Annotated in this window: 15 protein-coding genes; 8 read left to right on the forward strand and 7 right to left on the reverse strand. The window is 54.1% G+C overall.

Features of this window, described 5'->3' with window-relative positions; genetic code table 11:
* Positions 1-228 precede the first annotated feature (228 nt).
* From ACRBCU_RS05295 to ACRBCU_RS05305, 3 genes are all read right to left on the reverse strand, one after another.
* Positions 229-2,154 carry an ATP-binding protein gene (locus tag ACRBCU_RS05295; RefSeq protein WP_431364330.1) on the reverse strand — a complete coding sequence of 642 codons (1,926 nt, stop codon included), beginning with the start codon at positions 2,152-2,154 and terminating at the stop codon, positions 229-231.
* Positions 2,155-2,225: 71 nt separating this feature from the next.
* Entirely contained in the window at positions 2,226-3,389 is a 1,164-nt protein-coding gene (locus ACRBCU_RS05300) for a hypothetical protein (RefSeq protein WP_431364331.1), read from the reverse strand.
* A 224-nt stretch (positions 3,390-3,613) separates the two neighbouring features.
* On the reverse strand, positions 3,614-4,690 hold the full coding sequence (locus tag ACRBCU_RS05305) for a hypothetical protein (protein ID WP_431364332.1): 1,077 nt from the start codon (positions 4,688-4,690) through the stop codon (positions 3,614-3,616).
* Between the two features lie 177 nt (positions 4,691-4,867).
* On the opposite strand from ACRBCU_RS05305, the gene ACRBCU_RS05310 reads away from it, so the two are divergent.
* The 5 genes from ACRBCU_RS05310 (at position 4,868) to ACRBCU_RS05330 (ending at position 8,385) form a co-directional block, all read left to right on the forward strand.
* Positions 4,868-5,995 carry a serine/threonine protein kinase gene (locus ACRBCU_RS05310; RefSeq protein ID WP_431364333.1) on the forward strand — a complete coding sequence of 376 codons (1,128 nt, stop codon included), beginning with the start codon at positions 4,868-4,870 and terminating at the stop codon, positions 5,993-5,995.
* Positions 5,992-6,588: a GNAT family N-acetyltransferase gene (locus tag ACRBCU_RS05315; protein ID WP_431364334.1), complete on the forward strand. Its 597-nt coding sequence runs from the start codon at positions 5,992-5,994 to the stop codon at positions 6,586-6,588. The genes ACRBCU_RS05310 and ACRBCU_RS05315 overlap by 4 nt, the downstream gene beginning before the upstream one ends.
* Positions 6,589-6,674: 86 nt before the next feature.
* Positions 6,675-7,274 carry a TetR/AcrR family transcriptional regulator gene (locus ACRBCU_RS05320; protein WP_431364335.1) on the forward strand — a complete coding sequence of 200 codons (600 nt, stop codon included), beginning with the start codon at positions 6,675-6,677 and terminating at the stop codon, positions 7,272-7,274.
* A 91-nt stretch (positions 7,275-7,365) separates the two neighbouring features.
* Complete coding sequence (locus ACRBCU_RS05325) at positions 7,366-8,040, forward strand: PspA/IM30 family protein (protein WP_431364336.1); 675 nt, start codon at positions 7,366-7,368, stop codon at positions 8,038-8,040.
* 66 nt (positions 8,041-8,106) lie between these two features.
* Complete coding sequence (locus ACRBCU_RS05330) at positions 8,107-8,385, forward strand: hypothetical protein (RefSeq protein WP_431364337.1); 279 nt, start codon at positions 8,107-8,109, stop codon at positions 8,383-8,385.
* 109 nt (positions 8,386-8,494) lie between these two features.
* On the opposite strand, the gene ACRBCU_RS05335 is transcribed toward ACRBCU_RS05330, so the two are convergent.
* Positions 8,495-9,703 carry an aminopeptidase P family protein gene (locus ACRBCU_RS05335; RefSeq protein ID WP_431364338.1) on the reverse strand — a complete coding sequence of 403 codons (1,209 nt, stop codon included), beginning with the start codon at positions 9,701-9,703 and terminating at the stop codon, positions 8,495-8,497.
* A 238-nt stretch (positions 9,704-9,941) separates the two neighbouring features.
* On the opposite strand from ACRBCU_RS05335, the gene ACRBCU_RS05340 reads away from it, so the two are divergent.
* Positions 9,942-11,420 (forward strand): NAD-dependent succinate-semialdehyde dehydrogenase, encoded by a 1,479-nt coding sequence (locus ACRBCU_RS05340; protein ID WP_431364339.1) that lies wholly within the window; start codon positions 9,942-9,944, stop codon positions 11,418-11,420.
* A gap of 46 nt (positions 11,421-11,466) precedes the next feature.
* Positions 11,467-12,279 carry a PaaX family transcriptional regulator C-terminal domain-containing protein gene (locus tag ACRBCU_RS05345; RefSeq protein WP_431364340.1) on the forward strand — a complete coding sequence of 271 codons (813 nt, stop codon included), beginning with the start codon at positions 11,467-11,469 and terminating at the stop codon, positions 12,277-12,279.
* On the opposite strand, the gene ACRBCU_RS05350 is transcribed toward ACRBCU_RS05345, so the two are convergent.
* Positions 12,253-13,122, reverse strand: a complete 870-nt coding sequence (locus ACRBCU_RS05350) for an SDR family oxidoreductase (protein ID WP_431364341.1) — start codon at positions 13,120-13,122, stop codon at positions 12,253-12,255. The genes ACRBCU_RS05345 and ACRBCU_RS05350 overlap by 27 nt on opposite strands.
* Before the next feature lie 41 nt (positions 13,123-13,163).
* Between ACRBCU_RS05350 and ACRBCU_RS05355 the strand changes: the two genes are divergently transcribed.
* Positions 13,164-13,814, forward strand: a complete 651-nt coding sequence (locus ACRBCU_RS05355; RefSeq protein WP_431364342.1) for a class I SAM-dependent DNA methyltransferase — start codon at positions 13,164-13,166, stop codon at positions 13,812-13,814.
* Positions 13,815-13,924: 110 nt separating this feature from the next.
* On the opposite strand, the gene ACRBCU_RS05360 is transcribed toward ACRBCU_RS05355, so the two are convergent.
* Together ACRBCU_RS05360 and ACRBCU_RS05365 are read right to left on the reverse strand one after the other, a co-directional pair.
* Complete coding sequence (locus ACRBCU_RS05360) at positions 13,925-14,677, reverse strand: class II aldolase and adducin N-terminal domain-containing protein (protein ID WP_431364343.1); 753 nt, start codon at positions 14,675-14,677, stop codon at positions 13,925-13,927.
* On the reverse strand, positions 14,674-15,117 hold the full coding sequence (locus ACRBCU_RS05365) for a glyoxalase (RefSeq protein ID WP_431364344.1): 444 nt from the start codon (positions 15,115-15,117) through the stop codon (positions 14,674-14,676). The genes ACRBCU_RS05360 and ACRBCU_RS05365 overlap by 4 nt, the downstream gene beginning before the upstream one ends.
* Positions 15,118-15,173 lie beyond the last annotated feature (56 nt).

Below are 15,173 nucleotides of genomic sequence, written 5' to 3' on the forward strand. Positions count from 1 at the left end.
TTGGTCCAAGCATTATACAATCACTCCAAACACCCGTTCCACTCACCAGCGAGACTACGTCTCGCAGCGCCTTCCCTTCCCCCCATGGGGAAGGCGCTCTTTAGCCGAACATCTGTTTGGCGCGTAATCATTGGCTTGCCTTTTTTCTGAACAGGCCACGCACTAATCGAACCAGCCAAACCAAAGGCGTCACCAGAAAGAGCCACCCCAGAACATCCCGAACCCGCTTCATGCTTTCGACTCCAAATACCGCTTTTTCGCCTCTTCGGTCCGCCCATAATCCCGCACCATCGCGTCAATCGCGACCTCGTCCGACTTATCCGCATAGCGGAACTCGCTATCGGCGTAGCGGTTGATCTCTTGCACGACCATGTCCACCGTGATCGGCTGGCGTAGCTCGGAAATCATGCCCTTCTTTTCGTCGTAAGATTTGAACAGGAACAGCTCAGGCTCTTCCATCCATTCATCGGGCAATTCAAAGTCCATCGCGCGCACTTTCACGGCGTCGGTGATGTTCTTGATCGCGCGGCCCGTAAAGCGTTCGTCCGCCTCCTGAATGCCCTTCAAATAGGTGCCGAGTTTTGCAATTGTATCCAGCTCGCCGACACGGCCCTGCACCGCATCAAAAACCTTGATCAGTCCCTCTTCATGCGGCTTTCCGTGACTTTCAAAGCTGGCTGCAACCGCCTTTTTGATCGCCTGCGCCTCGAACAGATTATGCTCACCCAGCGGAATATCGTGGTTTTTCCCCATCAAGAGCGAGAGAATGTCGATGTAATCTTCCCGCGTTTGCGGCCCATCCACGAGGAAGCGCGCTCCAGCCCGTTGGCGCAAAGCATCGTCCACGTTTTCAGGGTAGTTCGAGAACATCCCGAAGGTACAATTCCCGCGCACGACGGTGTTCGCGCCCGCAAAGCTCTCCATCAGCACAGCGGTGATTTCGAGTTGCCCCGCCGAGGACTGTCGATCCCCGCGTTTGCCCGCAAGCTGGTCAATGTCGTCAATCGTTCCAAAGCCGATCACGCTCGGGTCGATAACATGGTTAATGAACGCCTTCGCGTTTTGCCCCGATTTACCCTGATAGCTGTCGATGTTTTCGGTGCTAAGGTTCTGATAACGGAACGGGTAGCCCGCGGTCTCGCAATAACCGTTAATCAGACCAGCCATCATCTGGATCAGGATCGTTTTGCCTGTCCCCGGCGCGCCGTCGCCCATGAAGGTAAAGATAAATCCACCGAGTTCCGCAAAGGGGTTCAACCTGCGCTCGAAATCATAGGCCATCAGCATCTTGGACAGCTTCATCGCCTGATATTTGGCAATATGGTTGCCCACAATCTCGTTGGGCTTTTTGAACGTCATGGTCAGCTTGGACGCCTTGCCCTTGGCCGCTGGCGTAAATCCATGCACCACGAAATCATCCGCTTCGACCTTCCAATTGGCACTGCGAAATGCCTCGAGCCGCCCCGCATTCTGAGCGCGCGCTGCGACCTTATCCATCAGCGCCTCCGCATGGGCCATGACCACGGCCACCAGCTTCGGATCATCATCCCCATAATCCGCTATATCCTGATCCAATTCCCAAAGCGCGCCGTGCAGGGCGAGCGGCGCATTGTCCGTCAACACCTCCTCAACCTCGCCCAAGGCGACGGCCACTTCGCTCGCATGAGTGGACAGCAAGAACGACGAGGCAGAGGCAAACACATAAAGCGAGATCAATGCCTCCGCCGTGAGCATCTCTGAGAACTCCGCCTTTTTGCCTGCCGCAACGCCCCCCTCAAGGTTCGCGCGCTTTAGATCCGAGAGACCAACCTGCTCTGCATAATTCTCCGCTACAGCCATCGAGATCGCCAAAGCGCGGCGCAAGGAATTCATCACCGTCGCCTGCAAAGGCGAGACCAACGCGCCCTCATCGCCTTCAATGCGCGCGATCAACTGAACGCCTTCCGCACGCGCACTCGAACGTGTCACCAAACCCGGAGTGGTCGAACGAAACCGCCGCCGCGTGCCAAGCCCTGCCGATTTCTCAACCGCCGCCTCGCGCGCCTTGGCGATACGCGGCGCATGATCAAACCCTGTAAGCAACGCCAAAGCCGCCGGATAATGCTTCTGAATATCCGCTTCCCGCAATTCCATCTGATCGGCTGTCACGCTCATCTAGTCTCTCCAAATGTCTTCATTTTCCAAAATAAACTCTCCCCGAAGGGCCGCTCTGCCGAAGGCTCCGCCTAACGATAACTCAAAACCCGCCCACTCGAAGACACCACAAACTTGCGCACCGATGAAAATCCCGGTGGGTTTTGCTCTTCCAGCACCTGATAGGGGCGCTCTGGCAGAATGATGCTTCGCTCCATCCGCGTTGCGCCCGTGTCCGCGCCGCGCCCCGCAAAGGGATCTAGCGCAAAAACCTCGCGATCAACGGTGCCGAACCAACCAGATCGCTCGCGCTCAACCCGCTCACTCTCTAACTCTTCGCGCGTCCATGCCAGCGCCCAATCTTCCCCGACAGGCGCTTTGGCCTCTTCCAGAACCTTGCGTAGCGGGCCCGTTTGCTGGGTATACCCGCTGGAATACATCGGCCCCAAATGGAAACGCCGCAGCGACTTGGGGTGCAGATCGTCAAAGGCTTCATCGAACCCCTTGGCAATCGTCAAGAGCTTCAACCCCGCCAACGCCTGTCCCATCAGATGCGCTTGCACCTCGGGCCAACGGTATTGATCCTTTGGCAGCGCCGTCTTGCCGCTGTCCTCAAGCTCCATCAGGTAGATCACAGGCAGGTTCACTTGGCTGTCATAAACCGCCCAATGCACCAGAAACTTGCGCCTCCCGTCGCCAAGGTTTTCGACCCAAATGCAATCGGGATCATTCTGCGCCCAGAACAGCTCCCCGCGCGCAAGCTCCTCGTAATAGAGCCGTTGCGACAAAGAAAACTGCAACCGCGTCGGCAATTCCTGATCGCCCACAATACGGCGCACCATCTGCTGCTTATACTCCTCAACCGAGGGCATATTGGCGAGATGCTTGTCCGCCTGCGCAGCATCATTGGCCATGGTGAGCAATTCGCGATGCACAGGAAACCCGCTCTCGCGCGTGTCCATAGAGAGCGAGCCAAAGAACTGCCCCGTATCCCGCCCGACCAGCAGATATTTCATGCTAAGCGCGCGGAAGGTAAACGAGAGCTTCGTCACATAACGCGTTATGACCTCTACGTCCGCTTTGGAGAGCCGCCCCTCCGCCTGCATCACCGCAGAGACCCGCATCAAATGCTGCGTGATCTTTCCGAACTTGCGGAAATAACGGCGCGAGGCGAAGGCATCGCTGAGGCCGACATGATCTTCTGTAAAATCATCCACCGCCATCACCGGAAAACCCGTCAAAGCCTGTTGGAACATGCATGTCAACTTGCAACTTGTCAGACAAGCTGTCAGCCTGACTTTGCAACTTTAACGATTGCCATTTTGAAAAGCATCCCCATGAAAAAGCGGCACTCAGTGAAATCCCGATCGCTTCGACTTCTCTAAGTTCCACAAAATAAAGTCTGAAACCGAAGTAAGCAAACGCGATTAGAAATAGTGTCGCTGCAAAGAACCAAAACTTAGGCGTTCTAAGCATTCAATTACCCACCATACGCATTGCTATCGTGCTTCTCCACGATCTGCGCGAACCTACGCGCGAAACGCTCGTCCGCTTTCGCTTTCGCCTCTAACACATCACGGGCAAAGACCATGTGATCTTCATGCGCTTCCATCATGTCGGCCATACGCTGGTTCGTCGCCGTGCCAATCGCAGCCATAGCGGTTTGCGCTTCTTGATCGGTCTCGACACCAATTTCGTTGATGCGATGCGCGACGTCCTGTTGCTGCGCCGTCTTCAACGACTTTGTCAAAGCATCATAGAGAACCACACGCTGTTTCGTGTCGGTCTCCAGCTTGTTGATCAACACCATCTGCGTCGCCGCTTGATTTTGCAGTGAATCGATCCAGGTCTTACCCTTCTCGATATAACGCTCCAGCGTTTGCGACTTGGCGAGCTTGACCTGCTCCTCCTGCACCAGCTCGTTGTACTTGGCGTTCATATCCGCCAGCTCTGTTTCGAGCTTTGTACGCGCGGCGGCGTCTTGCTCAACCGCGATTTTGCCCTCTAACGCGATGATCTCTGGGTCTGCGGCCATGATCTGCGCTTTGACGTCTTCGAGTTCGCCGACGGTGAATTCACGCTCGTCCAGTGTTTCGGCGAGGTTCGCTTCAACCTTGGTCTTTTGATCGTTCAGGACCGTTAGCTGGCCTTCAAGCAATTTGGTAATCACGTCGGATTTCGAAATCAGATCCTGCAATTTGTCGTCGATCGAGGCAGAGCGCACGCGTTCCTGACGCATCGCATCGGACTTGGCGCCCGCGAAGATGCCGACAAAGCTTTCCCAGCCGGTCTTGTTGCGCATCTCATCGAAGTCTTTGGAGAAGGCCGCAGTGACGTCATCAAGCCCCATAATCAGCTCGGCGATATTGGCATTCATCACATCCGTATGGGCGTGCACGTCTTCCAGATTAGCGTTCTCAATGTCGATCATCGCCTCATCGCCCGCCTTCATCTTTTGGCGTGCGACTTCGATGCGGCTGGTCAGCTCAGAAATCTTCGATTGCGCTTCCGCGACCTGTTCTTGCGACTCGCGGACTTGCGCGTTGAAATCTGACATATAAATTCTCCCGTCTTACAAATACTTATCTTAGATATAGGTATGTAAATCGAATTTACATCACCCATATTTCATTTTCATGTCTCACTTTTCCCCGCGAGTGTCGCAAAACTCTTGGCAGTTGGGAAGGCGCTTCGCTAAGAATGGCGAAAATCTACGCTAAAAGGAACGCGCGCAATGTCTTGGTCACCGACAAAAACCGAAGTCAAAAGCTGGAACGAATGGGACACATTGCGCCACGTGATTGTGGGCCGCGCCGACGATTGCCACATCCCGCCCGAGGAACCTGCGCTGGACGCCAAGGTGCCAGAAGACAGCGATATGCGCGGTCAGTGGGGTCGCCGCCCACAAGAGACGATTGATCGCGCGAATGAACTTTTGGACACCTTCGCAGGCCAGCTAAAAGCCCGCGGAATTCGCGTCGATAGACCGACTTCTATTGATCATTCACTACCAGTGAGCACGCCCGATTTTCACACGGAAAGCCAGTTCGGATGCATGCCGCCGCGCGACGTTCTTTTGACCGTTGGACGTGAAATGTTAGAGGCGACAATGTCCTATCGCTGCCGCTGGTTCGAGTATTTGAACTACCGTCCCTTGATGCAGCAGTACTTCGATGAAGACCCGAGGTTTCGCCACGAAACCGCCCCCAAGCCCAGATTGACCGATGCGGACTATCATCCGGACTATTTGAGCGAAAAAATTGGTGATGCGAAGCGTTTGGAGTGGGCCGCAGAGAAATTCTTTGTCACCACCGAAGAAGAACCCCTCTTTGATGCCGCTGACGTTTTGCGATTTGGCAAAGATCTCGTGGTGCAGCATGGCTTCACAACAAACCTTAAGGGTATCGAATGGCTACGCCGCCACTTCCCGGATCATCGTGTACATACAGTTAACTTCCCCGGCGATCCCTATCCGATCCATATCGACGCGACGTTTACACCGCTGCGCCCCGGCTTGATCCTGAACAACCCACAGCGCCGCCTACCCGAAGATCAACGCGGCATGTTTGAAAAGAACGGCTGGGAAATTGTTGATGCGGCTCAGCCTGCACATAACGCGCCTCCGCCCTTGTGCTACTCGTCCACATGGCTATCGATGAACGTGCTTGTACTCGACCCCAAAACGGTCTGCGTCGAGAAGTCCGAAGTCTATCAAGCCGAGCAAATGGACAAACTAGGCATGGAAGTCGTCGAAGTTGAATTGCGCGACGCCTACGCGTTCGGTGGCGGTCTGCATTGCTGCACCGCAGATGTGTATCGCGATGGCGAGTGCGAGGATTACTTCCCGAGCCTCTCTTCATGAGCCATTGGCCAGAAGATGTGACCTTGAGCGGTGAGCATGCGGTGCTCGCCCCTCTGAGCCAAGCGCATGCCAGTGATCTGGCCGAAGCGGCGGCGGACGGTGATCTGCACAAGCTGTGGTACACGATGATCCCGCATGCGGATGATGTGCCCGCTGAGATCGACCGCCGCCTTGCGCTTCGCGCGAGCGGCTCCATGCTGCCCTTCGCGATCCTGACGCCCGACGGCAAAGCGGTTGGCATGACGACCTACATGAACATTGACGCCGCAAGTCGGCGGGTTGAGATCGGCTCCACTTGGTATCGTAAATCCGTTCAGCGTGGGCCAATGAATACGCAAGTCAAATTGCTTATGCTTGAGCACGCCTTTGAAGAGCTGGATTGCATCGCAGTCGAGTTCAGAACCCATTTCGTGAACATGCAAAGTCGTCGCGCAATTGAACGACTCGGCGCAAAGCTGGACGGCGTCTTGCGCTCTCACATGATCATGGCAAATGGCACAATACGTGACACAGCCTGTTATTCGATCATCGCGTCAGAGTGGTCGACGGTCAAAGCCAATCTTACTTGGCAACTCGAAAAGCCCCGCGATTAGAGGCGTAGGGTGCGTGGTATCACGCACCTTACTTGAACCTCACTCTTACTCAGGTAAGTTGTGAACAAAGTTCAAGGACATCCAAAATGGCAACCAAGACCCAGCAACGTCGCGAAGACCTGCGAGAGCAACTTATCGATATCGCCGAAAAAGTGATCGCTGCCGAAGGCCCTTCCGCGATCAAAGCCCGAAAGCTGGCAGATGAAGCTGGCTGCGCAGTCGGCGCGATCTATAATGTCTTCGGTGATCTCCAAGAAATTGTTATTGCCGTCAATGGCCGCACGTTCAAAGCTCTCGGAGAAGCCGTTGCACAATCTTTGATTGGTGCAGAAAACTCATCTCCGACCGAACGGCTCATCACGATGTCCTACGCCTATATGGAGTATGCCTCCCAGCATCCTGAATCGTGGCGCGCACTATTTAGTTTGCGGATGTCGACAGACATGGAGGTGCCCAAATGGTACCTCGCAGAGTTGGAACGCCTGTTTGGATTCATCGGCGGCCCCGTGCGCGAGTGCTTTCCTGACTACGCCCCTGAAGACGTGATTTTGATGACGAGAGGGCTGTTTTCATCGATCCACGGAATCGTTCTCCTCGGCCTGGAGAACCGAATTTCGGGCGTGCCAAGGGATCAGATAGAACGCATGATCGCTCTTTTGTTAACAAATGCGACCTCCATTCCATAATTTTTGAACATCGTTCATTTTTGTTCTTGAACATCGTTCACGCACCTACTATATGAACTTCATGAACGATGTTCACAAAAGGAATACGGTTATGATCTCGATTATGAAAACACTTTTCACTGGTGCCAATGCACGTGCTGAAGATCGCCTCAAAGACACGTTTGCCCTTGAGTTGATTGATCAAAAAATCCGCGAAACAGAAACACAGCTAAAAGCTGCGAAGGCAACGCTTGCGTCTTTGGTTCAGCGTCAACGCAGCGAGCAACGTCAGTTCGATGGCTTGCAAACGCGCATTGCGACGATGATGGAGCGCACACGTGAAGCCCTCGATGCGGAACGTCAGGATCTCGCAAGTGAAGCGGCAAACGCTATCGCCACAATGGAAAACGAAGCAACCTTGCGCCAACAAACTCTGGATCGCTTGGAACAACAGACCCTCCGCTTGCGCACCTCCGTTGAAACGTCTCACCGCCGCATCATTGATCTCAAACAGGGTGCAATCAGTGCAAAGGCGATAAAGCGAGAACAGTGCATTCAATCGGGGCTTCGTACAACAATCTCGCGAACGTCTAGCGCTGATGAAGCCGCAGAACTGATCGCGCAGGTCGTGGGTAAAGACGATCCCTTTGAGCAATCGGACATTTTGTCAGAGATCGACGCATCGCTTGATCACAGCAGCCTTGAAGATCGCATGGCCTCCGCCGGATTTGGCGAGGCAAGCAAAACGACTGGCGCGGATATCCTCGCCCGTTTGGCACAAAAATAACGCCCTTTCTAAATCAAATCCCCTCCAAACCGCACCGCGCGGCACTCTCATCAAAGGAACTTAATGATGAACAATGTAGATAAAACCGACAACTCCCTTATCATGCTTTTCAACGGCGCAGGTGTTGTCGCAGCTTACGGTTTACTAGGCATGTCCCTGTGGCTTTCCACCGAAGTACCCCTTGCAACGAAAGGGTTCTGGGGCATCGGCATCCTGCTTTTGACGCTCAGCCTTGTGAATTTTGTCAAATACCGCTTTGACAATCAGCAGCGCGTTGATCGGATCAACCGTATCGAAGAAGCGCGCAACGAAAAGCTTCTGGAAGAACATATCACTGACATCTAATCGAAGCAGTGTATCAGAATGCGGGCTACTTGTGCTTTGCACGAGTAGCCTTTGCCTGTTGTCGGTATTTTGAACGTAAGGTGCGTGGTATCACGCACCCTACCTATAGTTAGCCAACAACGTTAAATTCTGGCCCATATGGATAGCCTGTGATGTTCTCGTTACCCTCTTCGGTGATCAAAAGAATATCGTGTTCTCGGTATCCTCCCCCACCTGGCTCTCCGTCGGCAATCGTCAGCATCGGCTCCATAGAAATAACCATGCCCGGCTCAAGAACCGTGTCGATATCTTCGCGCAGTTCAAGACCGGCTTCGCGACCATAATAGTGCGATAACACTCCGAAACTGTGACCATAGCCAAAGGTACGATGCTGCAAAAGATCGCGGCGTTCAAAGAAACCGTTGATCGCCTCAGTCACTTGCGCGCACGAAACGCCCCGCTTGAGTTGCGACATGCCAAACTCATGAGCAGCGACATTGGCCTCCCAATATTCGAGCGACGCGGCATCCACCTCGCCAACGAACATCGTGCGTTCAAGGGCAGTGTAATAAGCGCTGATCATTGGAAATGTATTGAGCGACAGGATATCGCCGCGCTCTAACTTGCGACCCGTTACAGGATTATGCGCGCCATCGGTGTTTATGCCGGACTGAAACCAGACCCAAGTATCGCGATATTCGGCACCTGGAAAACGTTCAGCGATTTCAAGCTCCATCGCATCGCGCCCTGCCATAGCGACATCAATCTCGCGCACGCCTTCGCGGATCGCCTCGCGAACGGCATGCCCGCCGATATCCGCAATAGCAGCGCCAGTTCGGATCAAGGCAATCTCTTCGGCGCTTTTACGCATCCTTTGCTGCATCGTCGTCGGTGCAACATCCAAGATCGACACTGGCTTCAGATAAGTCTCCAGCTTTTCGCGCAACATTAATGTGAGGTGATCCGCCTCAATGCCAATGCGCTTGCCAGCGCCCGTTACTGAAAAGATCGCACGCCAGAAGTTATCGCGTTGCCAATCCGTATAGGTGATATTGTCTCCATGACAGCGTCGCCATGGTTGACCCGCATCAATTCCGGCCGAAATCGTTACTGACGCGTCGGGCGTAACCACCAATGCGTAGGGCCGACCAAAAGCGCAGTAGGTAAAGCCCGAATAATACGACACATTGTGCATCGAGGTGAATACCGCCGCTTCAACGCCTAGCTCCTCTAATCGAGATCTTAGGTTGGACAGGCGGGCTTCGTATTCCTGAGGAGAGAATTGCAACGGCGCTTTCTGGCCATTGTGAAAACGATGAAAATCTGGACGTGCAGTCATTGTGTGACCTCCTTTGACGCATCAAACAGAGGTCCCGGCGTTCAGGACAGGAAAAGAGCGCACCTGATTCTAGGTGGCGACGCCATCGCCAGCGCTCTGGCTCAAACATTAGCCTGACCAGCCCATCGACCTTGCCAGTTAGCGGCGCAAATTCCGCAAAAGCGACCCCTATCTGAGCACTGGACAAGGCTTGCGCCACGTGATCTGCCTAACGTCAAACGCCATGCGGAGACTTGATATGACATCGACCCAAACAAACCTTGCTTCTTTGCTCAAAGACCCCACCCTCTTGGCCACCAAAGCCTATATTGGCGGACAATGGGTCGAGGGTGAAAATGGTGCAACGTTTGACGTGACCAACCCTGCAAGAGGCGATGTTATCGCTCAGGTGTCTGATCTTAGCCGCGCTCAAGTTGCAGGCGCGATTGCGCAGGCAGAGGCCGCCCAAAAAGAATGGGCCAGAAAGACCGGTAAAGAGCGCGCAAACATTCTACGCGCTTGGTATGATCTGATGATGGCAAATCAGGACGATCTCGGGATCATTCTGACTGCTGAGCAGGGCAAACCGCTGGCGGAAGCCAAAGGCGAAGTTGGCTACGGCGCATCGTTCATCGAGTTCTTTGCCGAAGAAGCCAAACGCATTTACGGCGAGACCATTCCGGGCCATCAAGCAGACAAACGGATCACCGTTATCAAGCAGCCGATCGGCGTTGCTGCCTCGATCACCCCTTGGAATTTCCCGAACGCGATGATCACGCGCAAGGCAGCGCCTGCACTAGCTGCGGGATGTTCAATGGTTGCACGACCCGCCGCTGAAACACCGCTTTCAGCGTTAGCTATGGGTGTACTAGCCGAGCGCGCAGGCATTCCGGCGGGTGTTTTGAATATCCTCCCGTCTTCCCGCTCTAGCGAGATCGGCAAAGAGTTCTGCGAGAACCCTGCTGTGCGCAAATTGACCTTTACAGGCTCAACCGAAGTGGGCCGCATCTTGATGCGCCAAGCCGCAGATCAGGTGATGAAATGCTCGATGGAGCTTGGGGGCAATGCGCCTTTCATAGTGTTTGATGACGCTGATCTGGACGCAGCTGTGGATGGTGCGATCATGTGCAAGTTCCGCAACAATGGTCAGACCTGCGTTTGCGCGAACCGTATTTACGTACAAGCAGGCGTTTATGATGCCTTTGCAGAAAAGCTCGCAGCGCGCGTTGGCGCGATGAAAATTGGCGACGGTTTGGAGACGGGCACTGACTTTGGCCCATTGATCAACTCAGACGCTGCCGAAAAGGTACGTGAGCATATTGACGACGCGAAAGCGAAGGGTGCCCAAGTTATCCTGGGCGACAATGGACCAGCATTGGGCGGCAGTTTCTTTGCACCAACCATTGTCACAGGAGCCACAAAAGAGATGGCCGTCTCAACCGAAGAAACTTTTGGCCCGCTCGCGCCTTTGTTCAAATTTGAAGACGAAGACGAGGTGATCGCGCTTGCCAATGACACAATCTTTGGCCTCGCCTCTTACTTTTATGCAAAAGATCTCAGCCGCGTCTATAAAGTCGCCGAAGCGCTTGAATACGGGATCGTTGGCGTAAATACAGGCATCATTTCTACAGAAGTCGCTCCTTTTGGCGGCGTAAAACAGTCAGGTTTGGGCCGTGAAGGTAGCCACCACGGGATCGAAGATTATCTGGAAATGAAATACATCTGCATGTCTGTATAGCGCGCTGTCGGCTCAGCGGCTCTCCAGAGGGAGTTAAACTGGAAAGATGAACGATGACGCGTTTCAGAATGCCATTCGCGCATTGTGCGGGAATGAAGCGCCGCGTGTTTGGTCGTTCATCGTTACCATCTTTGGCGATCTGACTCAGGCTCAGGGCGATGCTATTTCGGGACCGGTTCTTGCCGATATTCTCTTACCTGTTGGCGTTCGCCCCGAAGCTATGCGCGTAGCGCTTCACCGTTTACGAAATGAGGGATGGCTCGAGACCAGCAAACGCGGGCGCGAAGCATTGCATAGCCTCACCCCTAGCGGGTTTGAGCAAAGCGCGCGCGCAAGCCATCGGATTTATGCAGAAGATCATCGCGCAGGCCCAGATTGGCATGTGCTATGCTATCCGCCAGCTTTATCAAGCGAAGAACAGGTCCGTGCAGAGGCATTTGCGCACCAAGGGTATGTGGCAATTTCCTCGGGCGTTTATCTGTCAAATGGTGAGCTAAGCCCAAACGCCAAAGACGCGTTTGTCATAAAAGGCACCATTGGCGACGTGCCTCAGTGGCTTTCCAAAGCTTTGGTCCCTGATGCACTAACGCTTGGGTTTAATGATCTTTCGTCTGCCTTGGAGCTTGCGACGCTGACAAGCCTAACCAGCGAAGACTTGTCAGCCATTCAAATTGCAACGCTACGCGCCTTGATCGTTCACAGATGGCGCAAGCTGATCTTGAAAACACCCAATTTTCCAGACAGGCTTTTTGGCCCTCAATTTGAGGGAACTCGCTGCCGCGCGAAGGTGGTGCAGGCTCTTAGCGCACTTCCAAAGCCGATGATTTCAAACCTAACCCGCGTCGGCAGCTCGCTCTAATTCCAACAGCTTTGCGAGACCCGTTCGATAGTTGGGATAGCCCAGCTTCACACCAAGCTCTGCTTTGATTTTGTCATTTCTCACGCGCTTATTCTCTGCATAGAAGCTCCGAGCCATCGGGGTCATTTCCGCTGTCTCAAAGTCCACCGCTTCTGGCAGGGGCAATCCCAACAGCTCCGCGGCGTGGGCGATCACATCTTGCGGGGGGGCTGGATCATCATCGCACAGGTTATAGACGCTTCCAGCATTGGGCGCCGCAATAGACGCGGCAAGCACCTGAGCGATATCTTCGACATGAATGCGGCTAAACACCTGCCCTTGTTTGATAATCCGCCGCGCCGTCCTTGCACGGACTTTGGAAAACGGACCGCGCCCCGGGCCATAGATGCCAGCGAGTCGGAAAATATGCAGCGGCAGACCCTCAATCGCGCGCCATTCAGCTTCGGCAGCGACGCGCATTTCACCGCGTTTGGTTGACGGGCTCAGCTTGCTATCTTCATCAACCCATGCCCCCTGCGCATCCCCGTAAACGCCTGTCGTGGACAAATATCCGACCCATTCGAGGTGAGGCGCATAGTCAGCAATCTCATCGCGCAAAAGGCCCAGCACTGGATCGCCCTCAGCGCTCGGTGCGGCCGAGATCAGCAGATGGGTCGAAGCGTGCAAACTCGCGATCAATTCGGATTTGGACCAGATTACTGGCGTGACACCCGTGGCGATGACTTCGTCGGCTTTTTCGTTTGATCGTATAGAGCCAACAATCGAAAACCCATTAGCGAGCAACAAAGGCGTAAGCGCGCGGGCGCTGTAGCCATGTCCAAAAGAGAGAAGTTGTTTTTTCATGTGTGATATGTGCGTGCGTTGTTTAGGGCTTGCAAGATGACATGAGCGCCCTTTCAATGAAGATCATGACAGATAAACCCGATTTACAAAATGCTTATGCGCTTGAAGGGCCGAATGGCGCGAAGAAGTTATATGCGGATTGGGCGGGCACGTATGACAAGAGCTTCGCAGAAGAAATGGCGTACCGCCTGCCGAAATCTGTAGCTGATGCCTATCAATCCCTTTCGCAGGAGGGGCCGATATTGGATCTAGGGGCTGGGACGGGGCTTGTCGGTGAATGCCTTACTCACTTGGGGCTAGGGCCTGTGGATGGCACAGATATTTCTCCTGACATGCTCAGGCAGGCGCGCGGCAAGAACGTCTATCGCCGCCTGTTCGAGAGCGACCTGACACAACGATTGGCTGTTGAGGATGGTGCTTACAGCGGTGCAGTAAGCGCGGGCACATTCACGAACGGTCACGTCGGACCCGAAGCGATTGCGGAAGTGCTGCGCATCCTCAAGCCCGGCGGATGGGCAGTTCTATCGGTTAATTCCCACCATTGGGAGGCAATGGGCTTTGAGGCTGTGATTGACCGGCTCGAAAACTCTATTTCTGAGCGACGCAAGATCGACATCCCAATATATGGCGCAGATGCGAGCGGAGAGCATGCAAATGATCGCGCTTGGCTCTTACAGCTTAGGCGCTCTTGATATCATCCGATTACTTCAAGCGCCGTGTATCTTCGTGATCGCGCATCGATCTTGAGATTAGGTTGCTCGCGCTGAAATTTAGCCAAGTGGAGTGTATGATCTAGAGCACTCTACGCCGCATAATCAGAGCCTTCCGCATCAAGGATCGCTTTGAGTTCGGACAAATGACGTTCGTCCTGCTCGGGGTAAGTTTCCAATTCCTGCGCCGTCTTCTCTGCGATCTCATCGGACAAGACACGCAGCGGCATACCCGTTTGCAAAGCACGGATATAGGTCTCGCAGGAGCGCTCGAAATAGAACAGGCGGTTGAAGGTTTCTGCGACGGTCGTGCCGATAATCATGATGCCGTGATTACCCATGACCATGACCTTCTTCTTCGGGTCATCAAAAAGCTTGGCGCAGCGCTCGCCCTCTTCTTCAAACGCCAAACCACCGTAGTTTTCATCAATCACCATACGATTGAAAAACGTCGCTGAGTTTTGATCAATTGGTGGCAAGCGACTATCGGCGAGCGAGGCCAGAACTGTCGCAAAAATCGAATGCACATGCATGGCGCAGCGCGCGTGTGGGCAATGACGGTGCATCCCGCCATGCAAGCCCCAAGCGGTTGGATCTGGCGCATCCGGACCCTCTAGCGTTTCAGGATCGTTCGCATCGACGACGATCAAGTCAGAGGCTTTCACACGACTGAAATGCACTTGGTTCGGGTTCATCAAGAACCGCGTGCCGTCCTCGTTGATCGCAAAGGAAAAGTGATTCGCAACCGCCTCGTGCATGTTGAGCCGCGCGGTCCAGCGAAAAGCCGCGGCAAGATCAACGCGTTCTTGCCAGTGATCCATATTGGGGCGGGTCTCTACATTCATTGAGCGTCTCTTTCTTCTTGTGTCAGGGCGCGGGACGGCACCCAAGCATAGCCGTTTTCGCAGAGGATATATGCCTCGCGCAAGCCATGCGGTTTATTCGTTGCACCTTGGAGAATATGCGCGCCGATTGCCTCGGCTTTGTCACATGCGACATCAGGATCGGTCGCATACAGGCGAAACTCCGCGCCTGCGCCGCGCGCGCCTGCTTCGGGTAAAAGCGCAGGCAAAGGGTGTGAATGATAGGTTCCATCGCTGTGCAACTGAAAGACCTGATCCCCGTAGGTCATAATCGCAAAATCGGCGCTGATACGATGCGATTTCATGTCAAAGACGGCTTCAAGGAAAGCGGCTTCTGCTTTCACGTCACGCACCAAGAAATTCAGCCCCAAGCCCTGCAATGACGCTCCGAAGTCACCTGCGCTTACTGTTTCATAGTCCATCGCATCGCTCCCTGTTTGCGCTAAATGAGATGCTTGAACATCGCTTGGACGCGTGT

Source organism: Planktotalea sp., from assembly GCF_050633725.1.
In the GTDB taxonomy this organism is placed as follows: Bacteria; Pseudomonadota; Alphaproteobacteria; order Rhodobacterales; family Rhodobacteraceae; genus Planktotalea.